Below are 19,242 nucleotides of genomic sequence, written 5' to 3'. Positions count from 1 at the left end.
GGCTCCTGGCTGAGAGGGGGGAGGGAGGAAGGCGGGAAGGCGGGAAGGCGGGGACGCCGAACGCGTTCCGGTGCGCCCCAGTCTGCGGGCGGTACGGGTGGCGGCGCAGCCCATTTACCGCCCGCTGCGCCGCCCCCGCCCGGCGTGGGCTATCGCGGCGCGTCGACCGCCGCCGTGCCCTCCCCGGCGTCGTCCGCGCGCTCCGTCGTCCCGACCGGCACCTGCGGGCCGTGGCACTCGCGCAGCCAGCGCCGCAGCACCCGGTGCACCCGCTCCGCGCCCACCAGGGCACCGCCGTCGGCGACCGGCTCGGACAGGTCGAGGGGCGACAGCAGGAACGGCTTGCCCTGGCAGCCGCCGAGCCCCCCGTGCGACCCGATCTGCTCCTCGAACGCCAGCACCTCCCCGTCCGCCGGATCGTGGAAGGAGTTGACCATGATGTCCGCGGTGTGCGGGAAGGAGTGCGTGCGGCGTACGGCGTCGGCGGCGCCGGGACCGAACGGGGCGAGCGGCCCGCGGGCCCCGTCGGCCAGTTCGGCGACCGGGATCTCGGCCCCGTAGGCGCCCAGCACCACTCCCCCGTGCTCCTCGCTGCGCACCAGCAGGAAGCCGATGCCGGGATGGTTGGCGAGGGTCGGCAGCAGGGCGGGGTGGCGGGCGTCGATCTCCTCCTTGGACATCCGGTGCCCGACGTCCGGGAAGGAGACCAGGCCGAGGTTGCCGGAGGCGAGGACGATGGGCTCGGAGCGGCGGTCGGGGCGGTGCTGCTCGCCGCTCTCCTCGACCGGGCGGCGCAGCGCGGCCCGGACCGCCGCGCGGGCCTCGGCGCCGCTGCGGGTACGCCCGGCGCGGCGCGGCACGGGCAGCCCGCATCCGGCCCGCACCAGATCGCCCAGGGTGAGCCCGTAGCGGGCGCGGAAGGTCTCGCCGGGGCTCTGCCCGTGGTCGGAGAGGACCACGATCCGGTAGGGGCGGGGCGCGTGCTCGGCGCACTTCTCGATCAGCGCGAGCGAGCGGTCGAGCCGGGCGAGCACCTTCTCGGCGTCCCGGCTGTGCGGTCCGGAGTGGTGGGCGACCTCGTCGTAGGCGACCAGGTCGGCATAGACGGAGGTGCGTCCGGCGAGGATGTCGCCCATCACGGCGGCCACCACGACATCGCGCTCGACGACGGTGGCGAAGGCGCGGATCAGGGGGTAGAGGCCGCCTCGGGAGACCCGGGGGCGGTCGCCGCGCAGCCGGGCCCGGGTGGACTGGCCGATCTCCCGGCCTGCCTCGGCGACGAAGGACAGGGCGGTGCGGACGGCGTTGGCGGGGTCGGAGAAGTAGGCGAAGTACCCGGCGCGGGAGCGGTTCTCGCGGGAGCGGCGCTTGGTGGCGATGGACAGCACCAGCGCCTGCTCGTCGGCGCCACCGCTGAAGAGATTGCCCCGGCTGGCGCCGTCGGCGGTGAGCAGTCCGCCGTCGCCGGTGCGCTCGACGGCCCGGCGCTGGAGTTCGGCGGCGCTGGTGGGGCGGTTGCTGACCATGACCTCGCGCTGGTCCTTCTCGTACCAGCGGAAGGCGGGGACGTCGAAGGTGGAGCCGTGCAGGATGCCGAGCTGGCTGGCGCCGGTCTGGCTGGACCAGTCGGTGCGCCAGGGGGTGAGCCGATGGGTGGGCTCCCGGTCGCCCCGGCCCATGCCACCCCGGCCCATGCCGCCACGGGCCGTGCCTCCCCGGGCCGTGCCTCCCCGGGGGTCGTCTCCCCGGACCGTGCCTCCCCGGGGGGCATCCTCCCCGGCGGCGAGCCAGCGGGCGACGGTGGGCATCAGGCCCTTGCGGACGGCCCGCTCCAGCACGTCGTGGCCGACGCCGTCGAGCTGGAGGAAGAGGGTGCCGTGGGTGACCGGGCCGGGCAGCGGGGCGCGGCGGCGGCGGTCGGCGAGCCGGTAGAGACGGCGGCGGTAGGCGTCGTCGTCCCGTACGGCGAGGGCGGCGCCGGTCGCGGAGGCCACGGCGGACATCACGGCGGCGACGACCACGGCGGTCTCCGGGGAGGCGTCGCCGCGGGCGGCCGGGTTCAGCCGGAGCGCGATGAGCAGCAGGGCCCCGTTGAGGAAGAACACCAGGAGGCCGAGGACGAGGGCGGGGACCAGCAGCAGGAAGCGCACCATCAGCGGCCAGACCAGCGCCGAGAGGAGGCCGAAGCCGCCCGCGCCGAGGGCGGCGGTGATCGCGATCCGGGTGGCGCTGTCGCCGTCGGCGGACTGGAGCTGGAAGTCGGGCAGGGCACCGGCGAGGATCAGCATGGTGAGCGTGCTGACCGCCCATACCGTGGCGCTCCGCCCCAGTTGGCTCAGCACTGTTCGCAGGCGACCACCGCGCACGTTCCCCGCACCTCACGTCCCGGCCCGCGGTTCCGGACACGGGCCTGCCCTCCACCCTGTCACAACGCCGGGGGGAATCGATTCGTCACCGTGAGATATCGGCCGGTCACCGAGCGGTACCGGGCGGCGGTCACCGCCCGTCGTACCCGGCCGTCGGCATCGAGAGCCGGCGATGGACCCGGGCCTTCATCCCGGCGTCGTACGAGGGCTCCTCGCGGCCGACGGTCTCCACCCGCACCCCGCGCCGCGCGCACTCCTCGGTGAACTCCTCGACGGAGGCCAGCGCGCTCTCCAGGACCCTTCTGCTCGGCGCGACGAACACATCGTGCCCCGGCCGGACGTCGTCCCACAGGATGCCGTGGTCCGGACGCAGACCGGAGACCAGTAACTGCCGGGTGACGACGTATCCGCGCTCCGCCGCCCAGCGGGCGCACATGGCGTGCTGGCTGCGCGCGTCCACGAGGAACGGATCGGTGTCCAGCTCCTCCAGCGGCGTCAGACTGGCGATCGTCGTGACCCGCGTGCCGGAGGCACCGCTCTGCTCTCCCATGGAGCTCCCCTCACCTCCGGGTTTCGCCGCCGACCCTACCGCTGCGCGTACGCTTCGGGGGAGTCGCGCGAAGGAGGCAAAGGGGTGCCGGTGGAGATCACCTGGTGGGGTCACGCCACCTGCACGGTCGAGGATTCGGACGTACGCGTCCTCACCGATCCCCTGTTCGCCCGCCGGCTCGCGCATCTGCGCCGCCGGCGCGGTGACGTACCCCCGGACGACGCCCGGCGCGCGGAGGTCGCCCTGGTCTCGCATCTGCATGCCGACCATCTCCATGTGCCCTCCCTGGCCGCCCTGGCGCCGGGCACGCGGGTGCTGGTGCCCCGGGGCGCGCGGCGGGCCGTGCCGGGTCTGCGGCGGCTGTCCGGGCTGCGGATCGAGGAGGTCGCGCCGGGCGACACGGTCCGGGTCGGGGAGGTCGTGGTGCGGGCGGTGCCCGCGCGGCACGACGGGCGGCGGCTGCCGGTCGGTCCGCACCGGGCGCCCGCGCTCGGCTATGTGGTGGAGGGCGAGGCGCGGACGTACTTCGCCGGGGACACCGGGCTGTTCGCGTCCATGGCCGAGGAGGTCGGGCCGGTCGATGTGGCGCTGCTGCCGGTCGGCGGCTGGGGCCCGTATCTCGGCGAGGAGCATCTCGACGCGGGGCGGGCGGCCGAGGCGCTGGCCCGGCTGGGGGCGCACAGCGCGGTGCCGGTGCACTACGGCACGTTCTGGCCGATCGGTATGGACGCCGTGCGCCCGCATGAATTCCACGCGCCGGGTGACGAGTTCGTGCGGCTGGCGGCGGAGCGGGCACCCGGGGCGGCGGTGCACAAGCTGGGGCACGGCGAGCGGGTGCGGCCGGAGGTCGCCCGGTGAACTGGCTGGCGGCGGCTGCGGACAGTGTGCCGCCGGAGAGCACCCAGCAGGCGATCGGCTATCCCACGCTGTTCGTGCTGGTGCTGCTGGGGGCGCTGGTGCCGGTGGTGCCGACCGGGGCGCTGGTGAGTTCGGCGGCGGTGGTGGCGTTCCATCAGACGGCGCCGTTCTCGATGGCGCTGGTGTTCGTGACGGCGTCGCTGGCGGCGTTCCTCGGTGATCTGGCGCTGTACTGGCTGGGGCGGCGCGGGATGGGCTCCCGCAACGGGTCGCGCTGGCTGGAGGCGATACGGGCGCGGGCGCCGGAGGACCGGCTGGAACAGGCGCAGACCAAGCTCCGGGAGCACGGGGTGGCGGTGCTGGTGCTGTCCCGGCTGGTGCCCGCGGGGCGGTTGCCGGTGATGCTGGCGTGTCTGCTGGCGGAGTGGCCGTTGCGGAGGTTCGCGCGGGGGGATGTGCCGGCGTGTCTGGCGTGGGCGGTGACGTACGGGTTGATCGGGGTGGCCGGGGGGTCGTTGTTCAGTGAGCCGTGGGAGGGGGTGGCGGCGGCGGTGGGGTTGACGTTGGCGATCAGTGCGGTGCCGGGGGTTTGGCGGCGGGTTCGGGGGCGGTGACGGTTCGAGGGCCTGTGCGGGTTCGGTGGGGGCCGGGCGCGCGGTTCCTCCCCCGGAGGGGGTTCCCCAGCGCCCCTGAGGGCGTGCAGTCACCCGCGTTCGTCGTGCACGGCTCTTGAGGCTCCTACCGGGAGGTCCCAGAGGTTCTCTCTGGGGAGGCCCGCTGTCCGCCAGGCGGCTCTCACGCGGGTCAGCGGCTCCAGGACCGGTTCCGCGGAGAGGATGAAGGTGGCCCAGTGCATGGGGGCCATGCGGGTCGCGCCCACGTCCTGGGCCGCGCGTACCGCCTCCTCCGGGTCGCAGTGGACATCGCTGAGCCACCAGCGCGGGGCGTAGGCGCCGATCGGGAGCAGGGCGAGGTCGATCCCGGGGTAGCGGCGGCCGATGCGGGTGAACCAGTGGCCGTAGCCGGTGTCACCGGCGAAGTAGACGCGGTGGCCGTCGGGGGCGGTGAGGACCCAGCCGCCCCACAGGGTGCGGCAGGTGTCGGTCAGGGAGCGCTTGGACCAGTGGTGGGCGGGGACGAAGTCGAAGCGGACGCCGCGCAGTTCGGACGCCTCCCACCAGTCCAGCTCGGTGACGGTGGTGAAGCCCCGGCGGCGGAACCAGGGGGCGAGCCCGGCGGGGGCGAACACGGGGGTGGCGCGCGGGAGGCGGCGCAGGGTGGGGGCGTCGAGGTGGTCGTAGTGGTTGTGGCTGATGACGACCGCGTCGACCGGCGGCAGGGCCTCCCAGGCCACCCCGACCGGGGTGATCCGCGCGGGTGTGCCGAGGATCCGGCGGGACCAGACCGGGTCGGTGAGCACGGTCAGCCCGCCGACGCTCAGCACCCAACTGGCGTGCCCGGCCCAGGTGACGGCGAGGGTGCGGGCGTCGGCCCGGGGCAGCGGGCCGGGGGCGTACGGCAGCCGGGGGATGCCGGCGAGGCCCTCGCGGCCGGGGCGGACGGCGCCCTCGCGGGCGAAGCGGGTCATGGCCCTGATGCCGGGCAGGGGCGCGGTCAGCCGGTCGTGGAAGGCGCGCGGCCACACCCGGTGCTCGGCCAGCGGGCGGGGTTCGGCCAGCGGCGGCCAGGGCGCCGGGCCCGCGCCGGGGGACCTCGGGGCCGTGCTCGCGCCCGCGGCGGACTCGGACTGCTGCGTCATCGAGGGGACTCCCTTCGCCGGGCGCCGTCGTCACGGAGATCCTCGCCGGGAGGGCTGCGGAGTTCGTCGAGGACCGCTCTCAGATCGCTCAACGCCCGGTGCACTTGGGGCAGTTCCAACGGCTCGGGGGACGCGAGGCATTCCGTGCGTTCGGCGTCGGTCGTGCCGAGCAGCGGTCCGGTGGCCAGCCGGACCCGGAGCGCGCCGAGGTCGTCGCCGAAGCGGTGGCCGCCCGGCGCGGGCATGCCGAGCCGGTGGGTGAGATGGTCCTCCAGGTCCTGGGCGTCCCCGACGCCCCGGGCGGCGAGCGCGGGCCGCAGCGGGCCCAGGTCGGCGTAGAGCTGGCGCCCCGCGCGCGGGGGCAGGGCCAGGGCCCCGGCGTCCACCAGGGTGCCGTGCAGGGCCCGTGCCACGCGCGCGTGCAGTCGGGCGGCGGCGGCGACGCGGGCGGTGACCGGGGCGGGCTCGCTGAGCGCGTAGCCCGCGGCGGCGGCGACCGGGCCGGCCGGTGGGGCGCCCAGCGCGGTCAGCACGTCGAGGACGCGCGCGTGCAGGACCGTACCGTCGGGCCCGGTGGGGAAGCGGGCGACGGCGGCGGGCCAGGCGGGCGGCAGCAGCGCCCCGGCCAGATCGGTGACGACGGTGACCCGCTCGGGCAGCATCTCGGCGGGGCTGAGCAGGACGGGGGCGGACGCGCCGGTCTCGTCGGCATCGTCGGCGTCGTCGGCGGGGTGCAGGGTGTCCCGCCAGGTCTCGTCGCTGACCAGGTGCAGGCCCTCGCCTGCGGCGGCCTCCACCACCTGGTGCAGCAACTCGGGCGGGGCCACGGTGCCGGTCGGGTCGTCGGCGACCGACAGCACCAGCAGCCGGGGCCGCCCGCCCTCGTCCCGTACCCGGCGCACGGTCTCCAGCAGCGCGTAGGGGTCGGGCACGCCCCCGCACTCGGCCGGGGTCGCCACATGGAACACCGGCCGCCCCAGCAGCCGCGCGTACGGCGCCCACCAGGCGGTGCAGGGGCGCGGCACCAGGACATCGCCGCCGAGCGCGGCGGTCAGGGCCAGCAGCAGGCTGGGGGCGCCCGGTCCGGCGGCGACCTGTTCGGGGCGGGTGCGCAGGCCGCGGCGGGCCCAGTAGCCGCAGGCGGCCTCCAGCAGGGCCCGGCCGCCGCCGACGGGCTCGGTGCGGGCGCGTCCCGCGGCGGCGGCGAGGACGCCGGTCAGCTCGGGCAGCGGGGGCAGCCCGTCGTCGGGCAGGTGGGGCCCGTACCGGACGGGGCCGTGGTTCTCCGGGTCGGTGCGCCGCATCCCGTGCCTCCCTTGGATCCCCGTTCCCGTGTCCAGCGCGGGGTGTCAGCCCCGGGTGCGGGCGGTCCCGCGGCGCAGCCGGTACACGGCTCCGCCGCACGCCCCGGCGATCAGCAGTCCGCCGGCCACCAGCGCGGGCACCGAGCCGGTGAAGGCGCCGCCGGAGCCCGCGTGGACGCCGTGCTCGGCGGTCGGCGGCTCACAGGACTCCCCCGGACGGGACGGCGGACAGGGCCGCTGCCCACCCCCACCCCAGTCGTCCCGACGCTCCTCCCGGCCTTCTTCCCGGCCTTCTTCCCGGCCTTCTTCCCGGCCTTCTTCCCGGCCCGCTTCCCGGCCCGCTTCCCGGCCCGCTTCCCGGCCTTCCTCCTGCCGCTCCTCCTTGCCTTCCTCCTTGCGCTCCCCGTTCCCCTTCTCGACGGTGAAGGTGGCACTCCACTGGCGGCCCTTGCCGCCGCCCCGGGACGCCGGGCAGGCGCCGTCCACGGTCCAGGCCGCGTCACGGGCGCCGCCGTCGGGGTGCACGGCGGTACCGATCCGGGCGGTGCCCCGGTAGACGGTCCCGGAACGCCCGTCCCCGCCGGGCTCGGGCCGCAGGGTGATCCGGCCCTCGGCGAACGCCCGCGAGGTGGCCTCCATCGCACCGGGCGCCGCCCCGTCGGCGGGATCGCAGGTCACGGAGAGGGTGACGCTGCCGTCCGGCCCCACCCGCGCCGGGCTCACCTCGGCGGCCGGTTCCGCGGCCACGCCCGGCGCACCGCCGAGCACGACGGCTCCGGCCACCAGGAGCAGGGACACAAGACGGGGACTGCGGCACATGGCACGGACTCCTCGACCGACGGCAACGGGAAACGACCTCCCGCCCCCATCAGATCCCCCCGCCCCCCACCCCGCGCGCCCCCAAAGCCCATTGGCCCACACCCCCGAGCCAACCGAGTGAAACACCACTCACCACAGCGCCCCCAAGGGGCGCGGGGAACTGCGCGCCCAGCCACCCACGACCCGCACCCACCCACCTCCCTCTCAAGGGCGCGGGGAACTGCGCAAAACCCCCCACAACCCGCACACACCCACCCCACCCCAACCCCCACCCCCAGGGGCGCGGGGAACTGCGCAAACCCCCCACGACCCGCACACACCCACCACCCCCACCCCCCACCACCCCTAGGGACCGACCCCCCGCCGAGCCCCCTCCCGAGTCCTCCCCGCCGCCACAAACCGCCCGGGATTGCGCCGCAGGTACTCCCCTTCGAGCTGCGCCATCCGCTCGTTGTGCGTCCGCAGCGCGTCGTTGGACCCGTACAGCAGCGTGTCGTGGCGCGTGCGGTGGATGGTCTCCAGCTCTTTCATGAGCTGCTGGTCGTCCAGCCGACCAGGGTCGACTCCGGTCATGTGGTGCCCCGATCGTCGTGTCCGTGCCTGCTCCTCCACTGTACGAACATTCACTTCACCCCGCCCGGAGGGCACCAGATCCAAAAGGCGCTACCGCGCCCTCTCCACCCGCCGCTCGTCCCACACCGGCCCCGACGACTCCCGTACCTTCCCGTCGCTGCCGAACACCAGGAACCGGTCGAAGGAGCGGGCGAACCAGCGATCGTGGGTGACCGCCAGCACCGTCCCGTCGAATGCCTCCAGCCCTTCCTGGAGCGCCTCGGCCGACTCCAGGTCGAGGTTGTCCGTGGGCTCGTCGAGGAGCAGCGCGGTGACCCCCTGGAGTTCCAGCAGCAGGATCTGGAAACGGGCCTGCTGGCCGCCGGAGAGCCGGGCGAAGGTCTGCTCGGCCTGCCGGGTCAGCTCGTAGCGCCGCAGCCGGTTCATGGCGGCGCCGCGATCCTGGGCGTGGTCCTTCCACAGGATGTCCAGGAGGGTGCGGTCGAGCAGCCCGGGGTGGGCGTGGGTCTGCGCGAAGTGGCCGGGGACGACCCGCGCGCCTAGCTTCCAGGTGCCGGTGTGGGCCACCTCGTCACCGGCGAGGAGCCGCAGGAAGTGGGACTTGCCGGAGCCGTTGGAGCCGAGGACGGCGACCCGTTCGCCGTAGAAGACCTCCAGGTCGAACGGTTTCATCAGGCCGGTCAGCTCCAGACCGGCGCAGGTGACCGCGCGGACCCCGGTCCGGCCGCCCTTGAGCCGCATCCGGATGTCCTGCTCGCGGGGCGGCTCCGGCGGCGGCCCGGCCTCCTCGAACTTGCGCAGCCGGGTCTGGGCGGCGCGGTAGCGGGAGGCCATGGCATCGCTGTTGGTGGCGGCCTGACGCAGGTTCAGGACGAGCTTCTTGAGCTGGGCGTGTTTCTCGTCCCAGCGCAGGCGCAGTTCCTCGAAGCGGGCGAAGCGCTCGCGGCGGGCGTCCTGGAAGGTGGCGAAGCCGCCGCCGTGCACCCAGGCGTCGGCCCCGGCCGGGCCGGGCTCCACGGAGACGATCTTGTCGGCGGCGCGGGCGAGGAGTTCCCGGTCGTGGGAGACGAACAGGACCGTCTTGGCCGTCTCCTTGATCCGCTCCTCCAGCCAGCGCTTGCCGGGCACGTCGAGGTAGTTGTCCGGCTCGTCCAGGAGGAGGACCTCGTCGGTGCCGCGCAGCAGCGCCTCCAGGACCAGGCGTTTCTGCTCGCCGCCGGAGAGGGTGCGGACCTGGCGCCACTGGGCCCGGTCGTAGGGGACGCCGAGGGCGGCGGTGGTGCAGATGTCCCAGAGGGTCTCGGCCTCGTAGCCGCGGGCCTCGGCCCAGTCGGCGAGGGCCTGGGCGTAGCGGAGCTGGGCGGCCTCGTCGTCGACGGTCATGATGCCGTGCTCGGCGGTGTCGACGGCCTTCGCCGCCTCCCGGATGCGCGGCGGCGCGACCGACACCAGCAGGTCACGTACGGTCGTCTCGTTGCGGACGGAGCCCACGAACTGGCGCATCACCCCGAGGCCGCCGCTGACGGTGACGGTGCCGCCGTGGGGTTTCAGCTCGCCGGAGATCAGCCGGAGCAGGGTGGTCTTCCCGGCGCCGTTGGGGCCGACCAGGGCGACGGCGGCGCCCTCACCGACCCGGAACGAGACATCGCCCAGCAGCGCCCTCCCGTCGGGGAGGTAGTACTCGAGGTGCGCGGCTTCCAGATGTCCCATGGGGCGCATTGTGGGCGGGGGCCGGGGATGCGGGCAAACGGATATCGGACGGATACCGGACAGACCCCGCAGGACCCCGGACAGACCCCGGGCAGAGCCGGGGCACACTCCGGGCAGATCCGTAGCGACAAACCCCTGGCAGACCCCGGACAGATCCGTACCGACAGACCCCGGACAGACCCCCGGCGCGGTCCGTCAGCCCACCGAATGCCCCGTGGGCCCGCTCTCCCCGGACGGTCCCGGTGCCGTACCCGCCCAGCTCAGGGCCTTGAAGCCGTCCCCGGGGCCGCCCTCCAGCAGCACGGTGCCGGTGTTCTCCAGCCGGTGGGCCGCGGCGAAGGCGGCGTCGAGGTTGGCGGCGCGGACGGCGCTCCAGAACCGGATGACGGCGCCGTGACTGACCATGGCGACCGTGCCCGCGCCGCTCGCGGCGGCCTCGGCGACCACGGCGTCGTAGCGGGCGAGGACCTCGTCGCCGCTCTCCCCGCCCGGCATCCGCACCCCGGTGTCGCCGTTCATCCACGCGAACACCGTGCGCATGTAGCGCTCGCCCGCGCCGGACTCGCCGGGCAGCATCTCCAGGTCGCCCGCGGTCACCTCGCGCAGGCCGTCGCGCACCAGGACGTCCAGGCCGCGGGCGGCGGCGAGGGGGGCGGCGGTGTGCTGGGTGCGGGTGAGGGTGGAGGCGTAGAGGGCGTCGATGTGCTCACCGGCCAGGGCGCCGGGCAGGGCGGCGGCCTGTCGCCGTCCGAGATCGGTCAGCCCGGCGCCGGGGACCGCCGTGTCGAGCAGCAGGCCGACGTTGGCGGTGGTCTGGCCGTGACGGATCAGGATCAGGCGCATGCGGGCATTCTTCTGTCTGTCGGGGACAAGAACGGCCACTTCAGGGTAACCGTGACCCATGAACCCTGATGTCGATCTCACCGCGCCACGCCCCGGCCGCCGCCACGGTCTGCGCGACCGGCTGCTCACGCTCGACCACCAACTGTTCGCGTTCGCCGCCGAGCGGGAGTGGCCGTATGCCGAGCGGGTGCTGCCGAGGCTGAGCCGGTTCGCGAACCACGGGGTGCTGTGGGGGGTGACGGCCGCGGCGATAGCGGCGAGCCGCACCCCGAGGGGGCGCCGGGCCGCCGCGCGCGGGCTGGTGTCGCTGGCGCTGGCGTCCGCGACGATCAACACGGTCGGCAAGCGCAGCGTGCGCCGCCCGCGTCCGCCCCTGGGCCCGGTTCCGGCCGTCCGGCAGTTGAAGCGGCAGCCGATCACCACCTCGTTCCCGTCCGGGCACGCGGCGTCGGCGGCGGCGTTCGGCGCCGGGGTGGCGATGGAGTCGCCGGGGTGGGGGGCGGTGGTGGCGCCGGTCGCGTACTCGGTGGCGATGTCCCGGGTCTACACGGGGGTGCACTTCCCGAGCGATGTCCTCGCGGGCGCGGCCCTGGGCGTCGGCGCCGCCCTCGTCGTCCGGGCGCTGGTGCCGCCGCACGCGCACGCGGTGCGGCCCGCCCATCCGCGGGCCGCGGCGCCGGGGCTGCCGGCGGGCGAGGGGCTGACGCTGGTGGTGAACCGGGCGTCGGGCACCGCGGACCGGGCGCACGGACTCGGGGACGTGCTGCCGCGGGCGCGGATCGTGGAGTGCGCGCCGGACGAGGTGGCCGCGGAGCTGGAGAAGGCGGCGGCCGACTCCCGGGTGCTCGGGGTGTGCGGCGGGGACGGCACGGTGAACGCGGCGGCGGAGATCGCGCTGCGGCACGGGCTGCCGCTGGCGGTGCTGCCCGGCGGCACCCTGAACCACTTCGCCCTGGACCTGGGCGTGGCCGACGCGCGGGCGCTGGGCCGGGCGGTGGAGCGGGGCGAGGCGGTGCATGTGGACATCGGCCGGTTCAGCGGCGGTGAGCGGCGGGGGATCTTCCTGAACACCCTGAGCCTCGGGGTGTATCCGGAGCTGGTGCGGGAGCGGGACCGCTGGTCGGGGCGGATCGGGGGCTGGCCGGCCGGGGTGGTGGCGGCGGCGCGGGTGCTGCGCGCGGACCGGCATCCGCTGCGCGCCGGGTTCGGGGGGCGGGTCCGGCCGATGTGGCTGCTGTTCGCGGGCAACGGCACGTACCACCGGATGGGGCTGGTGCCGGGGCGGCGGGCGGATCTGGCGGACGGGCGGCTGGACGTCCGGGTGGTGCACGGGGGCCGGTATCCGGCGCTGCGGCTGCTGGCGGCGGCCGTGGCGGGCCCGCTGACCCGCTCCCCCGCCCATGCCGCCGTCCAGGTCGGCACCCTGCGGCTGACCGATGTCCCGCCGGGCACGCTGCTGGCGTACGACGGCGAGGTCACCGAGGTGGGCGGCGAGGTGACGCTGCGCAAGCAGTACCGGGCGCTGGTGGTGTACCGGCCCCACGACACCGACCCGGAACCCGCGCCCGACGACGAGGAACCTCATATCTGACGAACCATCAGTCCATATAGAGAAACAAGGGGTCTCAGTATTCAGAATGCGGCGTAGCGTGCGGGGGCAGGGATCAGAAGGTCTACAGACCTCGCAGATCCCGCAGACCTCGCAGAGGAAGGTGCCAGCCATGCCGGAAGCCACGCCGGAAACGGTCCCGGAAACGGTCCCGGAGGCCGTCCCGGAAGCGCGGGAGACCGCCGTCTACACCCACGGCCACCACGAGTCGGTACTGCGGTCGCACACCTGGCGGACCGCCGCCAACTCCGCCGCCTATCTGCTCGGCTCGCTCCGCCCCCAGGACCGGATCCTGGACGTCGGCTGCGGCCCCGGCACCATCACCGCCGATCTGGCCGCGCTGGTCCCCGACGGGCATGTCACCGGGCTGGACCACGCCCCCGGCATCCTCGACCGGGCGCGGGCCACCGCCGCCGAGCGGGGCCTCGCCAACACCGCCTTCACCACCGGGGACGTCCACGCCCTGGACTTCCCCGACGCCAGCTTTGACGTGGTCCACGCCCACCAGGTGCTCCAGCACGTGGGCGACCCGGTCGGCGCCCTGCGCGAGATGGCCCGGGTGACCCGGCCGGGCGGGATCGTCGCCGTACGGGACTCCGACTACGCGGCGATGACCTGGTACCCGGCCTCGCCGGGGCTGGACGCCTGGCTGGACCTGTACCGCCGGGTGGCGCGGGCCAACGGCGGGGAGCCGGACGCCGGGCGGCGGCTGAAGTCCTGGGCGCTGGCGGCCGGGCTGACCGATCTCACCGCCACGTCCGCCACCTGGACGTTCGCCACCGCCGAGGAGCGGGCCTGGTGGAGCGGACTGTGGGCGGACCGTACCGTCGCCTCGGCGTACGCGGACCGCGCGACCGGCGGCGGGCACACCGACCGGGACGGACTGCGGGCGGTGGCGCGGGCGTGGCGGGAGTGGGGCGAGCGGCCCGACGGCTGGTTCTGCGTGCTGCACGGGGAGATCCTCTGCCGCAAGGGCGCCTGAGCGGACGGCCCCCACCGCGCGACGGGGGGCGGCTCAGGAATCGTCGGCGGCGAAGGAGTAGGCGGCCGAGGGGCCGGTGAGTTCCACCAGGATGCCCGGCTCGGTGTGCTTCGACCGGTCCACGGTCTCCACGAACTCCTCGGCCTGCGCCCGGGGCACCAGATAGGCGGCGTTCAGCACGTTCCGGCCCGCCGCGCCGCCGGGCGCCCGGTGGTGCAGCGGATAGGCGTGGGACCGGTCGGCCCGCGCGGACAGCTCCCGGTGCAGTTGCGCCGAGAACTCCTCGCCCCGCGTCCGCCACTGCGCCGGGCCCTCCGCTCCCCCGGGCCCGCTCTCGTCCGGGTAGGTCCCGGGCCCGGCCTCGTCCAGGTAGACCCGGACCCCCCACTCCACCCGGCCCGCCAGCCGGTCGAGGGTGTGGCGCAGTTCGTCCTCGCGCAGCTCGATCATCAGCCGGACCGCGCTGTCGTCGCGGAACACGGTGGCCGGCCGCAGCGGCAGCGGGGAGGTGACGGTGGTGAGCGCGTCGACGACGCCCTGGTGCAGCCGCGCCACGCCCGCGAGCCACTCCTCGTCCGTCTCCCCGGCGCGCAGCCGGGCCTCGTCGAACTCCGCCGTCGGCACATGGCTGACCACGGCCACCAGCCCGTGGTGGCGCAGCAGTCTCGGCGGGGCGCCCGCGACGCCCGTGAGCTGGGCCTGGAGCGCCGCGTCGAAGGGCCGGCAGACGGCGTACACATACCGCGATGTGGTCATGGGGTCTCCTGGTGGAGGGGTCCTGAAAGGGACCTACCCGCTCGGCAACCCATGACGCACGCCGCACCCGCCACCCGCGCCACACCTCACCCGGCCGCCCGCCCCGCCCGCCCCCGTCACCACAGCACCGCCCGCCCCGCCCGCCCCGGTCACGGCAGCGCCGCCTCCCCCACCAGCAGCCGTACGGCGGTGACGACGGCGCCGGCGTCGATCCCGGCGGCGCGCAGTTGCTCCCCGGGCAGCGCGGAGCCCGGCATGGAGTCGACGCCGAGCCGGACGAGGCGGGGCACCGGGCCGCCGTCCGCGAAGGCGTCGGCGACGGCGTCCCCGAGACCGCCCTCGGGGTGGTGGTCCTCCACGGTGACCAGGCATCCGGTGTCGGCGGCGGCCTGCCGCAGGGTGGCCTCGTCGACCGGTTTGACGGAGTACAGGTCGATCACCCGGACGGGGATCCCGGCGGCGTCGAGCAGATCGGCGGCGGCGAGGGCCTCGGGCACGGTGACCCCGGCGGCGACGACCGTCACCCGGTCGCGGTCGGAGGCGCGCAGTACCTTGCTGCCGCCGACCGGGAAGGTCTCGCCGGGGCCGTAGATCACCGGGGTGGCACCGCGCGTGGTGCGCAGATAGCGGACGCCGTCCAGGTCGGCCATGGCGGTGACCAGGTGCGCGGTCTGGTTGGCGTCGCACGGGTAGAGAACGGTGGAGCCGTGCACGACCCGGAACATCGCCAGGTCCTCCAGGCCCATCTGGGACGGCCCGTCCTGCCCGATGGCGACCCCGGCGTGCGAGCCGACCAGATTGATCCCGGCACCGCTGACGGCCGCCATCCGGACGAAGTCGAACGCCCTGGTCAGAAACGCGGCGAAGGTGCCCGCGTACGGCACCCAGCCCCGCGCGGCCATCCCGACCGCCGCGGCCACCATCTGCTGCTCGGCGATGTAGCACTCGAAGTAGCGGTCGGGGAACTCCTTGGCGAAGTACTCGGTGCGGGTGGAGTCGCCGACCTCGCCGTCCAGGGCGACGACATCGCCGCGCGCCGCGCCGAGGGCGGTGAGGGCCCGGCCGTAGGCGTCGCGGGTGGGGACGTCCTCGCCGCGTTCCCAGCGGGGGGTGTCGGCGCCGGGGTGGAAGCCGGGGCTCGGGACGGGGGCGGGGGGCGGTTCGTGGACGTGGACGCGCAGGTCGCGGGGGCCGCCGAGGTCGGCGATGGCGTGCTCGGGGTCCGGGAGGGGCTTGCCGTGCAGCCCTTCGCGGTCCTGGACGCTCTCGACGCCCTTGCCCTTGAGGGTGCGGGCGAGGATCACGGTCGGGCGGCCCCGGGTGGCCTCGGCCTCGCGGTAGGCCGTGTCGATGGCGGTCACGTCGTGGCCGTCGATCTCGACGGTGTGCCAGCCGAAGGCGGCGAAGCGGCGGGCGTAGGCGTCCAGGTCGTGGCCGTGCCGGGTGGGGCCGCGCTGGCCGAGCCGGTTGACGTCCACGATCGCGGTGAGATTGTCCAGGTGCTCGTAGGCGGCGTGCTCGGCGGCCTCCCACACCGAGCCCTCGGCGAGTTCGCCGTCCCCGCACAGCACCCACACCCGGTAGCCGGTGCGCTCCAGTCGCTTCCCGGCGAGCGCGATCCCGACGGCGACCGGCAGGCCCTGCCCGAGGGAGCCGGTGGCGGTCTCCACCCAGGGCAGCCGCCGGGGTGTGGGGTGCCCCTCCAGTCTGCTGCCGAGGGCACGGAAGGTGAGCAGTTCGGCGTCGTCGATCGCCCCGGCGGCCTTGTACGCGGAGTACAGCAGCGGCGAGGCGTGCCCCTTGGACAGCACGAACCGGTCGTTGCCGGGATGGCCGGGGTGGTCGAAGTCGTAGCGCAGATGCCCGGCGAGGAGGACGGCCATCAGATCGGCGGCGGACATCGACGAGGTCGGATGCCCGGAGTCGGCCGCGGCGGCGGCACGGACGCTGTCGACACGCAACTGCTGACCGAGTTCGGCCAGCTCACGGGTGTTCATCGCACTCGCACTCCCTCGGGGTCGGGGGCGGGGCCCGTCGATCACCCCGATCACCGCACGGGGACGGGCGTCACGTCATGTTCCCGCCTCCGACGGCGGTCGGCGGCGGAACCCTCCGCGTGCCCCTCAGCCCCCGGCGCAAACACCGCGCCGGTCAGGGCACGGGCCCGCCCTGCCCTCAGGCCCCGCTCCCCCTACCGCCCCCTACCGCCCCCTATCACCCCTTATCGCCCCCGAAGGCGTCCACCACCACATCCGCCAGCAGCGCCCCCGCCGTGCCCTCCGGGTCGAGGTCGGGATCGTAGATGGTGACATTGAGCCCGACGCACCGGCCGGACGCCAGCAGCGGCCCGAGCAGGCCGACGACCTCCTCCGGCGTCAGCCCGTCCGGGTCCGGCGCGTCGACGGCCGGCATCACCCCGGGGTCGAGCACATCGGCGTCCAGATGCACCCAGAACCCGTCGAGCGCGGGCACCTCGAACGCCTGGACGGTGGCGCGGGCGAGGGCGTCGGCGCCCCACTCCCGTACGTCACCCACGGTGACCACCGGCATCTTCAGGGCGGCGAGTTCGGCCCGGTCCTCCTCGAAGACGTCCCGGATGCCGAAGAACCGGACGTCCTCGTCACGCAGATAGGGCCGCAGCCCCTCCAGGTCCGTCAGGTCGTCCTGGCCGCGCCCGGTGGCGAGGGCGACCTCCTCGCCCCCGGCGGCGCCGACGATGTCGGACTCGGTGGCGTTGCCGGGGTGGCGGAAGTCGGGGGAGGCGTCGAGGGCGGCGAGCCCGTAGCGGCCGAGGCGGCGCAGGGCGAGGGAGGCACCGAGCTGGATCGAGCAGTCACCGCCGAGCACGACGGGGAAGTCCCCGGCGCGGACATGGTGCTCGATCCGGTCCGCGAGCCTCGGGGTGTAGGCGGCGAGCGCGGCGGCGTTGAACACCCCGTCCCCCGGGCGCCACTCCCCCCGGTCGTAGCGCGGTGGGACGACGACCCCGCCCTCCCGTGCCCCGAGCCGCCGCACGATCCGCTGCTCGCGCAGGGCACCGGCGAGCTTGTAGCAGCCGGGGACGGTACCGGGCGCGGGCGGGCGCAGCCCGAGGTTGGAAGGGGCGTCGACCACGACGAGAGGGCGCATGGCCCCATCCTCGGTCACCGGCCCGGCGGGATCAACGCCCGTGAACCGACCCGTGGGCCGACCCGTGGACCGACCCGGGGCCGACCCGGGGCCGACCCGCTCACAGCAGCGCGAGCCGCCCCCGCCGCCCTGCGCTACCGTCGGTCCCCGTGGAGAACGTGGAGAACACAGCCAAGCTCGCGGTACTGATCGACGCCGACAACGCCAAGCCCGCGGCCCTGGAAGAACTGCTGGCGGAGGTCGCCAAGTACGGCACCGCGCATGTCAGGCGCGCCTACGGCGACTGGACCGGGACGCAGCTCAAGGGCTGGAAGGACCACCTGCTCACCCAGTCGATCCAGCCCATCCAGCAGTTCGCCTACACCACCGGCAAGAACGCCACCGACTCGGCCATGGTCATCGACGCCATGGACCTGCTGTACTCGGGGCGCTTCGACGGGTTCTGCATCGTCTCCAGCGACAGCGACTTCACCCGCCTCGCGGCCCGGATCAGGGAGTCCGGGCTGACGGTGTACGGGTTCGGCGAGCGCAAGACGCCGAAGCCGTTCGTGGCGGCCTGCGACAAGTTCATCTACGTCGAGAACCTGAAGGGCGCCACCGCCCCGGCCGAGACGAAGTCCGCCGCGCGGACCACGGCGGCCAAGCTGAAGAGCGACACCGCGCTGGTCAATCTGCTGCGCCACGCGGTGGAGGCGGCGTCCGACGACGACGGCTGGGCCCCGCTCGGGAGCGTCGGCCAGATCATCACCAATCAGCGCTCCGACTTCGACTCCCGCACCTACGGCTACACCAAGCTGAGCGATCTGCTGGCGGCGACGGCCCTGTTCGAGATGGACCGCCGCACCCCGCCGGGCGGCGGAAAGACCGCGAACCTCTACACCCGGGACAAACGCCACACCGGCGCCACCCGACAGCCGACACCCGAGGGATGAACGAAACCCCCTTCAGCAGCCCCGCCCCCGCCCCCGCCCCGATAATCCCGCGCGCCCCGCCCCCCTACCGCATACCGTCGACCGGTCACCCCACCACAGAAGCGGAAGCCGAACCGGAACCGGAAGCAGGCCATGACCGAACAGCACACCTACCGCGTGATCGTCCGGGGCACCTGGGACGCCCTCACCGAGGAGGCGCGGGCCCGGCTGCTCGCCGAGGCCCCCGAGCACGGCATGACCAGCATGCGCTTCACCGAGGAGGGCTCCCTGTCCTACGAGCCGGCGCCGCTGAAGCACTTCTCGATGCGGTACGTGGTGGTCTCGGACGCGGCGGACGGTGACGAGATGGCCGCCGCCCTCGCCGAGGAGCGGGCGGAGAACGCGTTGCGCGCCCTCGGCTACGGCTTCACCGGGCTGCGCTCCACGGTCACCGATCTCGACACCATGAAGATCAACCGGAAGCGCGCATCTCGGCGGTGAGCGCGAACCGCTCGTGATCGCGCCAGGCCCCGTCGATGAACAGCATCTTCGGCGAGAAGCCCTCGTGCCGGAACCCCTGGCCGCGGGCCAGCGCGAGGGAGGCTGTGTTGCCCGGCTGCACATTGATCTCCAGCCGGTGCAGCCGCATCGCCCCGAAGGCATGGTCCACCACCAGCCCCAGCCCCTCCCCCATCAGCCCCCGCCGGGCCGCGTGCGCGAACGCCCCGTAGGCGACCGCCCCGCTCTGGAAGGCCCCGAGCACGATGTTGTTGATCGTGACGAACCCGGCGATGCCCCCGCCCTCCCGCTCGCACACCAGGAACCCGGCCCGGCCCGGATCCTCGATCAGCAGCCGGGCGTAGGCGGTGTACGCGGCGGCGGTACCGGGCGGGAAGAGCCACGGCTGATGCAGCGCCTTGCTCTCCCGCACCCGCGCGGTGAACTCCTCACCGTCGTCATGGGTGAACGGCCGGATCCCGACACGGGGACCTTCGGCGAGAAAGAACGGGGGCACGGGGTGCGGCATGCGGCCAGGGTACGGCGCCCCCTACCCGGAGTGGGTACCTCCCCGG

Annotated in this window: 18 protein-coding genes; 6 read left to right on the top strand and 12 right to left on the bottom strand. The window is 74.7% G+C overall.

Annotated elements, in window-relative coordinates; translation table 11 throughout:
- Window positions 1-149: 149 nt before the first annotated feature.
- A complete protein-coding gene (locus tag AB0O01_RS30790; protein WP_365318492.1) occupies window positions 150-2,366 on the bottom strand; it encodes a phage holin family protein in 2,217 nt (738 codons plus the stop codon).
- Window positions 2,367-2,496: 130 nt separating this feature from the next.
- Complete coding sequence (locus AB0O01_RS30785; RefSeq protein WP_365318491.1) at window positions 2,497-2,916, bottom strand: hypothetical protein; 420 nt, start codon at window positions 2,914-2,916, stop codon at window positions 2,497-2,499.
- Between the two features lie 84 nt (window positions 2,917-3,000).
- Between AB0O01_RS30785 and AB0O01_RS30780 the strand changes: the two genes are divergently transcribed.
- Window positions 3,001-3,774: an MBL fold metallo-hydrolase gene (locus AB0O01_RS30780; RefSeq protein ID WP_365318489.1), complete on the top strand. Its 774-nt coding sequence runs from the start codon at window positions 3,001-3,003 to the stop codon at window positions 3,772-3,774.
- Entirely contained in the window at window positions 3,771-4,388 is a 618-nt protein-coding gene (locus AB0O01_RS30775; RefSeq protein ID WP_365318487.1) for a VTT domain-containing protein, read from the top strand. Before AB0O01_RS30780 ends, AB0O01_RS30775 begins: the two co-directional genes overlap by 4 nt.
- An 89-nt stretch (window positions 4,389-4,477) precedes the next feature.
- On the opposite strand, the gene AB0O01_RS30770 is transcribed toward AB0O01_RS30775, so the two are convergent.
- The 6 genes from AB0O01_RS30770 to AB0O01_RS30745 form a co-directional block, all read right to left on the bottom strand.
- A complete protein-coding gene (locus tag AB0O01_RS30770) occupies window positions 4,478-5,533 on the bottom strand; it encodes an MBL fold metallo-hydrolase (protein WP_365318485.1) in 1,056 nt (351 codons plus the stop codon).
- A complete protein-coding gene (locus AB0O01_RS30765; RefSeq protein ID WP_365318483.1) occupies window positions 5,530-6,837 on the bottom strand; it encodes an aminotransferase class I/II-fold pyridoxal phosphate-dependent enzyme in 1,308 nt (435 codons plus the stop codon). The genes AB0O01_RS30770 and AB0O01_RS30765 overlap by 4 nt, the downstream gene beginning before the upstream one ends.
- A 45-nt stretch (window positions 6,838-6,882) precedes the next feature.
- A complete protein-coding gene (locus AB0O01_RS30760) occupies window positions 6,883-7,656 on the bottom strand; it encodes a hypothetical protein (protein WP_365318481.1) in 774 nt (257 codons plus the stop codon).
- Window positions 7,657-8,001: 345 nt separating this feature from the next.
- Window positions 8,002-8,229: a DUF6158 family protein gene (locus AB0O01_RS30755; RefSeq protein ID WP_365318479.1), complete on the bottom strand. Its 228-nt coding sequence runs from the start codon at window positions 8,227-8,229 to the stop codon at window positions 8,002-8,004.
- Between the two features lie 90 nt (window positions 8,230-8,319).
- A complete protein-coding gene (locus AB0O01_RS30750; protein ID WP_365318477.1) occupies window positions 8,320-9,939 on the bottom strand; it encodes an ATP-binding cassette domain-containing protein in 1,620 nt (539 codons plus the stop codon).
- A gap of 195 nt (window positions 9,940-10,134) precedes the next feature.
- On the bottom strand, window positions 10,135-10,782 hold the full coding sequence (locus tag AB0O01_RS30745; RefSeq protein ID WP_365318475.1) for a histidine phosphatase family protein: 648 nt from the start codon (window positions 10,780-10,782) through the stop codon (window positions 10,135-10,137).
- A gap of 58 nt (window positions 10,783-10,840) precedes the next feature.
- Here AB0O01_RS30745 and AB0O01_RS30740 point away from each other — a divergent pair, with 58 nt between their 5' ends.
- Both AB0O01_RS30740 and AB0O01_RS30735 read left to right on the top strand, forming a co-directional pair.
- Window positions 10,841-12,373, top strand: a complete 1,533-nt coding sequence (locus AB0O01_RS30740; protein WP_365318473.1) for a phosphatase PAP2 family protein — start codon at window positions 10,841-10,843, stop codon at window positions 12,371-12,373.
- 130 nt (window positions 12,374-12,503) lie between these two features.
- Window positions 12,504-13,373 (top strand): methyltransferase domain-containing protein, encoded by an 870-nt coding sequence (locus AB0O01_RS30735; RefSeq protein ID WP_365318471.1) that lies wholly within the window; start codon window positions 12,504-12,506, stop codon window positions 13,371-13,373.
- 33 nt (window positions 13,374-13,406) lie between these two features.
- Here the strand turns inward: AB0O01_RS30735 and AB0O01_RS30730 are convergent, their stop codons facing one another.
- From AB0O01_RS30730 to AB0O01_RS30720, 3 genes are all read right to left on the bottom strand, one after another.
- Window positions 13,407-14,129 (bottom strand): GvpL/GvpF family gas vesicle protein, encoded by a 723-nt coding sequence (locus AB0O01_RS30730; protein ID WP_365318470.1) that lies wholly within the window; start codon window positions 14,127-14,129, stop codon window positions 13,407-13,409.
- Window positions 14,130-14,278: 149 nt separating this feature from the next.
- Window positions 14,279-16,126 carry a transketolase gene (locus AB0O01_RS30725; RefSeq protein ID WP_365318468.1) on the bottom strand — a complete coding sequence of 616 codons (1,848 nt, stop codon included), beginning with the start codon at window positions 16,124-16,126 and terminating at the stop codon, window positions 14,279-14,281.
- 217 nt (window positions 16,127-16,343) lie between these two features.
- Window positions 16,344-17,258, bottom strand: a complete 915-nt coding sequence (locus AB0O01_RS30720; RefSeq protein WP_365318466.1) for an arginase family protein — start codon at window positions 17,256-17,258, stop codon at window positions 16,344-16,346.
- 149 nt (window positions 17,259-17,407) lie between these two features.
- On the opposite strand from AB0O01_RS30720, the gene AB0O01_RS30715 reads away from it, so the two are divergent.
- Together AB0O01_RS30715 and AB0O01_RS30710 are read left to right on the top strand one after the other, a co-directional pair.
- Entirely contained in the window at window positions 17,408-18,190 is a 783-nt protein-coding gene (locus tag AB0O01_RS30715) for an NYN domain-containing protein (protein ID WP_365318464.1), read from the top strand.
- 132 nt (window positions 18,191-18,322) lie between these two features.
- Complete coding sequence (locus AB0O01_RS30710) at window positions 18,323-18,670, top strand: DUF6204 family protein (RefSeq protein WP_365318462.1); 348 nt, start codon at window positions 18,323-18,325, stop codon at window positions 18,668-18,670.
- Here the strand turns inward: AB0O01_RS30710 and AB0O01_RS30705 are convergent.
- Complete coding sequence (locus AB0O01_RS30705; protein WP_365318460.1) at window positions 18,642-19,196, bottom strand: GNAT family protein; 555 nt, start codon at window positions 19,194-19,196, stop codon at window positions 18,642-18,644. The genes AB0O01_RS30710 and AB0O01_RS30705 overlap by 29 nt on opposite strands.
- Between the last annotated feature and the right edge of the window lie 46 nt (window positions 19,197-19,242).

Source organism: Streptomyces sp. NPDC093252 (genome assembly GCF_040683675.1).
Classification (GTDB): domain Bacteria; phylum Actinomycetota; class Actinomycetes; order Streptomycetales; family Streptomycetaceae; genus Streptomyces.
This window is presented reverse-complemented; position numbering and strand designations above follow the sequence as displayed.

Coding starts and splice junctions, on each gene's coding strand:
- AB0O01_RS30785 (WP_365318491.1), bottom strand. CDS start 2,916: ATGGGAGAGCAGAGCGGTGCCTCCGGCACGCGGGTCACGACGATCGCC.
- AB0O01_RS30770 (WP_365318485.1), bottom strand. CDS start 5,533: ATGACGCAGCAGTCCGAGTCCGCCGCGGGCGCGAGCACGGCCCCGAGG.
- AB0O01_RS30765 (WP_365318483.1), bottom strand. CDS start 6,837: ATGCGGCGCACCGACCCGGAGAACCACGGCCCCGTCCGGTACGGGCCC.
- AB0O01_RS30760 (WP_365318481.1), bottom strand. CDS start 7,656: ATGTGCCGCAGTCCCCGTCTTGTGTCCCTGCTCCTGGTGGCCGGAGCC.
- AB0O01_RS30755 (WP_365318479.1), bottom strand. CDS start 8,229: ATGACCGGAGTCGACCCTGGTCGGCTGGACGACCAGCAGCTCATGAAA.
- AB0O01_RS30750 (WP_365318477.1), bottom strand. CDS start 9,939: ATGGGACATCTGGAAGCCGCGCACCTCGAGTACTACCTCCCCGACGGG.
- AB0O01_RS30745 (WP_365318475.1), bottom strand. CDS start 10,782: ATGCGCCTGATCCTGATCCGTCACGGCCAGACCACCGCCAACGTCGGC.
- AB0O01_RS30740 (WP_365318473.1), top strand. CDS start 10,841: ATGAACCCTGATGTCGATCTCACCGCGCCACGCCCCGGCCGCCGCCAC.
- AB0O01_RS30735 (WP_365318471.1), top strand. CDS start 12,504: ATGCCGGAAGCCACGCCGGAAACGGTCCCGGAAACGGTCCCGGAGGCC.
- AB0O01_RS30730 (WP_365318470.1), bottom strand. CDS start 14,129: ATGACCACATCGCGGTATGTGTACGCCGTCTGCCGGCCCTTCGACGCG.
- AB0O01_RS30725 (WP_365318468.1), bottom strand. CDS start 16,126: ATGAACACCCGTGAGCTGGCCGAACTCGGTCAGCAGTTGCGTGTCGAC.
- AB0O01_RS30720 (WP_365318466.1), bottom strand. CDS start 17,258: ATGCGCCCTCTCGTCGTGGTCGACGCCCCTTCCAACCTCGGGCTGCGC.
- AB0O01_RS30710 (WP_365318462.1), top strand. CDS start 18,323: ATGACCGAACAGCACACCTACCGCGTGATCGTCCGGGGCACCTGGGAC.
- AB0O01_RS30705 (WP_365318460.1), bottom strand. CDS start 19,196: ATGCCGCACCCCGTGCCCCCGTTCTTTCTCGCCGAAGGTCCCCGTGTC.